Annotated in this window: 9 protein-coding genes; 3 read left to right on the top strand and 6 right to left on the bottom strand. The window is 39.9% G+C overall.

The annotated features are described in order from the left end of the window. The 6 genes from BMW61_RS21285 to BMW61_RS21260 all read right to left on the bottom strand — a co-directional run. The coding region (locus BMW61_RS21285; RefSeq protein WP_330388575.1) for a GNAT family N-acetyltransferase at nucleotides 1–280 on the bottom strand (280 nt) is incomplete at its 3' end. Between the two features lie 46 nt (nucleotides 281–326). Continuing rightward, complete coding sequence (locus BMW61_RS21280) at nucleotides 327–692, bottom strand: ACT domain-containing protein (protein WP_091826044.1); 366 nt, start codon at nucleotides 690–692, stop codon at nucleotides 327–329. 155 nt (nucleotides 693–847) lie between these two features. After that, nucleotides 848–1,858 carry a plasmid recombination protein gene (locus BMW61_RS21275; protein ID WP_242876864.1) on the bottom strand — a complete coding sequence of 337 codons (1,011 nt, stop codon included), beginning with the start codon at nucleotides 1,856–1,858 and terminating at the stop codon, nucleotides 848–850. 274 nt (nucleotides 1,859–2,132) lie between these two features. Beyond that, the gene (locus BMW61_RS21270; RefSeq protein WP_091826039.1) at nucleotides 2,133–2,366 is read right to left on the bottom strand and encodes a complexin-2; all 234 of its coding nucleotides are present in this window, start codon (nucleotides 2,364–2,366) and stop codon (nucleotides 2,133–2,135) included. Nucleotides 2,367–2,473: 107 nt separating this feature from the next. After that, nucleotides 2,474–3,448, bottom strand: a complete 975-nt coding sequence (locus BMW61_RS21265) for an AAA family ATPase (RefSeq protein WP_091826036.1) — start codon at nucleotides 3,446–3,448, stop codon at nucleotides 2,474–2,476. 129 nt (nucleotides 3,449–3,577) lie between these two features. Beyond that, nucleotides 3,578–3,814: a hypothetical protein gene (locus tag BMW61_RS21260; RefSeq protein WP_013280038.1), complete on the bottom strand. Its 237-nt coding sequence runs from the start codon at nucleotides 3,812–3,814 to the stop codon at nucleotides 3,578–3,580. 164 nt (nucleotides 3,815–3,978) lie between these two features. On the opposite strand from BMW61_RS21260, the gene BMW61_RS21255 reads away from it, so the two are divergent. The 3 genes from BMW61_RS21255 to BMW61_RS21245 form a co-directional block, all read left to right on the top strand. Further along, nucleotides 3,979–4,503, top strand: a complete 525-nt coding sequence (locus BMW61_RS21255; protein ID WP_051226447.1) for a helix-turn-helix domain-containing protein — start codon at nucleotides 3,979–3,981, stop codon at nucleotides 4,501–4,503. A gap of 54 nt (nucleotides 4,504–4,557) precedes the next feature. After that, nucleotides 4,558–5,469, top strand: a complete 912-nt coding sequence (locus BMW61_RS21250) for a tyrosine-type recombinase/integrase (RefSeq protein ID WP_242876863.1) — start codon at nucleotides 4,558–4,560, stop codon at nucleotides 5,467–5,469. A gap of 61 nt (nucleotides 5,470–5,530) precedes the next feature. Next, nucleotides 5,531–5,801: helix-turn-helix domain-containing protein (locus tag BMW61_RS21245; protein ID WP_139176515.1), on the top strand; the 271-nt coding region annotated here is incomplete at its 3' end.

Below are 5,801 nucleotides of genomic sequence, written 5' to 3'. Positions count from 1 at the left end.
AGCCATGTTTCTTCGCCTGTTGAAACAGAAGTTTACATGCCTTGGCGGCATAATGGTGTCCGCGATAAGGTTCATCAATTCCATAGCCGATGTTGCCGCCAATATATGTCTTGTCATTGTGTCCTATCCTTAAATCGCATTTTCCAATCGTGGTTCCATCCACTAAACAAATATCCAAATAATAAGCCGGGAGCCACCTCTTCTCAGGTTGTTCCTCACATGTTTTAGTTAGTTTTAAAAATATTTCATCTGTCTTTAAATCTTCTACACCAAAAAACATATTTTATCCCTTCAAATTCACCCTTACGACATTTTAAACTGAAATTTCATGCTACTGTATACCCTTCAGAAGCCAGCACTTCCAATGCCCGCTCAAAGTTCTCTTCTTTCACAAGGATATAATCCGTATTATAGGTTGAAACAGCGAAGATTCCTATCTTGTGTTCTGCAAGAATCCCTGAAAGTCTTGAGAGAATCCCGATAAGCGAAAAATCCAATACTCCCTGAATACGAAATCCTCTCCATCCATCGTCACGCTCGGTCGTATACTGCGGCGTATCTTCCGTTTTGCAGACAAGAGATAGTTCTTCATCTGTCTTTCCAATAAAAAAGAAATCCGAGGACAGATCTATATCCGATATATCTGTCACTTTACAAACAGACAGATTATACTCTATTGTCTTCAGTTCCATTTGGTTTTATCATCCTTCCTTTAGTCGATTATGCTGGAATATAATCATTACTTCTTTGGTATGATTGAATTTATAACCACTATTCCTTATTCTATTCAATGTACCCACATAAAACAAGGGCGTTTTCACGCCCCTGCCTACTGCTATCATAGTATTCATCTCTCCGGACTGAGATTATTCCTTTTGAGATTCGGACCTTGCTGTTCCTTCCTCTGATCTACGATTGCCTGGTTCTCTCTAAGCTTTTGTAAGAGACTTGTCCTAGCCTTTTCAGCTATCTCAGGCTTCTTGGTCTTGTCCCACCACTCCTTGAATGTTTTGAAGGCTTTTGAGACTATTTTCCCCAATGTAGTCTTGGGATTTTCAAGTGTTGCGTATCTCATGAATTCCTTCTTCATTTCCGAATTCACTACTGAGTCCACATATTGGTCGACCTTACTTTCGATATCCTGCTTCATTTCTTTAGCCGTATCATCCAAAGCTTCAATCTGTGTCTCCTTCTCCTGGCACTTATCTTCCAGCTTTTCATATTCTTGCTGCTTTAGCCTTAAGTAGAATTCTTTTGAGAAGTCACTATTCCTGCCTTTTTCTTTTGGCTTAAGTGTTTCATCTCCAAAAATCTCCGGGTGGTCTTTCATCTGCTGTTCTACAAAATCGTGCATCTGATCCTGTATCGTTTCTAATCTTTTCTGGTCGAATACTTTTGTCTTTGCCACCTGCTTGCTTAATCCTCGTTTGTATCCTGTTGCTACCGGAACTCCTACTACGTGCATATGAGGTGAATCCTCATCCAAGTGTGTTACTGCCGATGCGATTTTGAATTCCGGAACTATCTCTTTTACATATTCAAGCTGTTCCCTCAAGAGTGGCTTCATTGCATTCCACTGTTCTCTCGTCTTATCTGCCCAGAATTCCTTATCCCCTACTTGGAGAATTACCTCAGTAGCCACATCATTCTTTTTACTTTCGGATACATACTCCAGATAATCATGGATCTGTCTGTCACTTCTTTTACCTTTGTTGTATTCCGCCAGTGCCTCTGAGAATTCCTTCTCATAAATCTCTTTTACATCATCGAGAATATTTACTTCACTCCCGACTTCCACTTCGATCATTTCTTCGTTATACTCTTCACTTTGAAATAATCGAAGATTGTGTTTACTCACCGAAACCACATCTCTTGTTTTAGTGAGCGAATGCTTCTTACATGAAATGTGAAATGTTACTGTTATCATAAACTAAATCCTTTCGTTATTTTTTTGCCGCCGGCAGGCCCCTCGGAGAGCCCCCGGATAATGATGTGTAATGTCATTATCCATAGGGGGTTACCCATAACGACACGTTATGGGGAAGCTCGCTCCGCTCGCCTGTCAAACCATTCATTCCTTGGCTGATTATTACCGGAGCGTGTCACGCTCCCGTTTAATTCATCAAGGAAAATCACCATCTAAAATCCTTGTGCATTCCCACCATGTCGAGGTAGTCCTGACGAGCTTTTTCTTTCTCCGCTTCTGTGGGTGCTGTCTTGAACTTTGAATAGATTTCATGCCGCGCTAGTTTTTCCATCTTGTCTTCAAGTTCTTTTTTGATCAGATCAGTATCTTCATCAAACTCAAAGACCAGTAATCGTACCAGCCTTATAAATAATTCCTGTGATATCTGTACGTTTTTCATTCATCCCTTTCTTTTAGTCCGCAACAATGCAGTGTCTTTATCTTTTTACAACCTTACAATCTTAAGAGTGTAACTTCAGATACCTTACATTGTTGCGGTCTTGATTATCATTCGTTCTCTTTCAATATCCAGTACCAGGTATTGTTGATTCTCCTGGCTTTTATTCCAAGTTCGTTTTTGGCTATTTCCAGAGTTCTTTTTGATATATCCTCTTCTTTAGCCAGTTCTACTGCCTCGTTACTTGGGATCATATTATGGTCTTCAGCCAATTCTCTCAGAAGAGCTATCGCCTTTTCCTGCTTATTCGCTTTCGGTGCAATTCCTCCGAGAACTTCGTCTGCGGTTATTTCATAATCTCCAATCCACTCGAATCCCTTTTCTGATAATCTGAAGGCCTTTGAATGTCCAAATGCTGCTAAATTGTTCTTTATTTGGACTATTGCCCTTAGTTCCGGTTCTCCTTCTATCCTTCCTACCAGCAGGACACTTCTTGCTACTGCGTAGAAGTCAATTGATCCCATCCCTCGATAAGCTGCCTTGTTTCCGGAAGCTTTGTTCATGTGTCCGATTAGGATGATTGCACATTTGTACTTCTCCGCCAGAGCTCCCAGCTTCTTAGTCATATCTCTTGCTTCGTTAGCTCTATTCATATCCATTCCGCCTCCGAGATATGCCTGTAGTGGATCCATAATCAAGAGTTTTGCTCCGGTCCTTATGATTGCCTGTTCAACTCTCTCATCTACCATTGATAGCGATTTATCACTCTCATCTATCACATGGATTTTGGAGCAGTCAGCCCCGGCACCTTCAAGTCTTGGCTTTACCGTATCAGCCAGTCCGTCTTCTGCTGTCTGATATATGATGTTTATTGGTTCCTCACTCTGCAGACCTGTATCTAACGAAATTCCTTTTGATAACTTCGCTGCTGCATTTAGTACAAAAGTTGTTTTTCCATCTCCGGGATCTCCCTGAATGATAGTAAGCTTTCCATATGGTATAAACGGATACCATAGCCAGGAAACTTCTTCAGCTTCTACATCTGACATCTGGATAAGCCTTAATTCTGGTTTGCTTGTTTCCATTTAGATTCCTCCAATCTTACTTTTTTGTTGAACTTGGCCGGAACCCTTGCTATACTTTATTTAATCGAATTTACAAAAGCTCCGGCTTTTCATTTACTCTCTTGTTACCAGCAAGAGAGTTTTTTCTTTTTAGACTGCTTCTGGACTAAAGTATCCAATCTCTTCCCACACCTTTCTGTCTGGACAATAGTAGTTGTATTCACTGGAATTCTCTTTCTTCATGGCATATCCAAATTTGAATATTCCCTGTTGGATTCCAATTCTTACAAACTGCGCATCTTTGTGCATTGCCTCAGCGACCTCGGTTATAGGAACATTTCTACCGGTAAATCTTGGCAGTTCTACATATAACTTTTTGTCTTCCATACTTTTTTCACCTCCTCCCGCTTAAAATACGAATTATCAGTTCGCATTTTGATAATACGTCTTAATAATTCATTTGTCAATATATAATATGTATTTATAATTCGTATTACGTTCTTGCAATTCGTATTACCACATGTTACAATTCATACAAGGAGGTCAGTACGATGAATAATGGATCTGATATTGGAAATAGAATTAAGCAGGCCCGCAAAGCTCAGCACCTCAGTCAGACTGAACTGGCTAACAGGCTAGGCAAAACTATGCGTACCGTACAGAAATATGAAAGCGGTGAAATAGAACCTTCAATAGGTATACTGAATGAGATCGCAAATATTCTTAATATCTCCCCGGCAGAACTTATTGGATATCAGAAGAAGAACATCACTTTAGATACTCTCTCAGATGTCCTCTATGTTCTAAACGAATTAAATAAAAAAGCAGGTCTTCACTTCAATATAGACGTAAATCGCCCGCCAAAAACTGAAGAGTGGAGCTGTAGCCTTAAATTCATGGGAAACGATGAAATAGCAGAAAACAACGCAGATCTCTGCCTTTTTCTGGAAAGATACGCAGATGAACGAGAAAGCCTTGAACAAGGCCTATCAAATGAAGATAGATTTAATCACTGGTTTGAAACAGAACTTGCATACTACGCAAATGTAGCATTGCCCGATAAGAAAGGTGATTAAGGGACTATCCCCTTTTTCATAAATTACCTGAGCATCAAAGGAGGTCGATAATACTTGAAATTACCAAACGGATATGGAAGTGTTATGAAAATGTCCGGGAAACGCAGAAAGCCCTATATGGTAAGAGTAACCACCGGATGGACCATTGATCCGGAAAAAGGTACCAAAAAGCAGACGTACAATGTCATAGGATATGCTGAAACCAAGCAGGAAGGCTTGCAAATGCTATCAGATTATCATCAGAATCCATTTGATACAAAAGCAGCCAAAATGACATTCACAGACGTATATAATGCCTGGTCTGAAGCAAAGTATCCTGCCATCTCTAAATCCAACGTACATGGGTATACAGCCTCATATAACGTATGTGGCACCCTTTACAACAAAACTTTTAGAGATATAAGGCTGGCAGAGCTTCAGAATGTCATTGATACCTGCGGAAAGAATTATCCTACACTCCGTAAGATCAAAGTCCTTTTCAATCAGCTTTACGATTATGCCCTTAAGAACGATATCTGTAACAAGGACTATTCCGAATTTGTAGATATCCTCAAGTATAAGGACAAGAATCCAAACAAGGTCGAGAGAGATATCTTTTCAAAAGCTGAGATTGACAGGCTATGGGAACTCAAGGATGATCCGTTCTACCAGACAGTACTGATGCTAATTTACAACGGCTGTAGAATATCTGAACTACTGGATTTGGAAAAGAAAAATGTTCATCTTGAAGAACAGTATTTCGATGTGATACTAAGTAAAACTGAAAATGGTATCAGAAAGGTTCCTATAGCAGATAAGGTTCTCCCATTCTACAAAGCCTGGTATGAATCCTCTGACTGTGAATACCTTCTTCACACAGATGACAACAAAAAATTCACCTACAGGAACTATAAAGACAGCTACTGGACACCACTAATAGAAAACCTTGGTATGGAGCACAATCCTCATGATACTAGTAGATTGTAATTTAAATAAATAGACCAATATGCTATACTGATAATATAAAACCTTTGGAGGTGATTTCAGTATGGCAAAAGCGCAACCACTTATTCTTCCTGATGATGATCGTGAGTACTTTGAATCTATAGTTCGCACCAGAACCATGCAGGCCCAAATCGTATCAAGAGCAAGAATTCTTCTTCTAAAGGCTGATGGCGAATCTGTAGATGCGATAGCTGAAAAGGTTGGGCTCAATCGTAACAGCGTATTACTCTGCCTTAAAAAGTACAAAAATGGTGGTGCGGAAAATGCTATTTTTGATACTCCTGGTCGCGGCCGAAATGCTGAAATCACTGATG

It is taken from the genome of Butyrivibrio sp. ob235, assembly GCF_900109475.1.
Lineage (GTDB): Bacteria > Bacillota > Clostridia > Lachnospirales > Lachnospiraceae > Butyrivibrio.
This window is presented reverse-complemented; position numbering and strand designations above follow the sequence as displayed.

Bases quoted from the DNA above. Each gene is read 5' to 3' on its own strand.
- BMW61_RS21280 (WP_091826044.1), bottom strand. From the start codon at position 692: ATGGAACTGAAGACAATAGAGTATAATCTGTCTGTTTGTAAAGTGACA.
- BMW61_RS21270 (WP_091826039.1), bottom strand. From the start codon at position 2,366: ATGAAAAACGTACAGATATCACAGGAATTATTTATAAGGCTGGTACGA.
- BMW61_RS21265 (WP_091826036.1), bottom strand. From the start codon at position 3,448: ATGGAAACAAGCAAACCAGAATTAAGGCTTATCCAGATGTCAGATGTA.
- BMW61_RS21260 (WP_013280038.1), bottom strand. From the start codon at position 3,814: ATGGAAGACAAAAAGTTATATGTAGAACTGCCAAGATTTACCGGTAGA.
- BMW61_RS21255 (WP_051226447.1), top strand. From the start codon at position 3,979: ATGAATAATGGATCTGATATTGGAAATAGAATTAAGCAGGCCCGCAAA.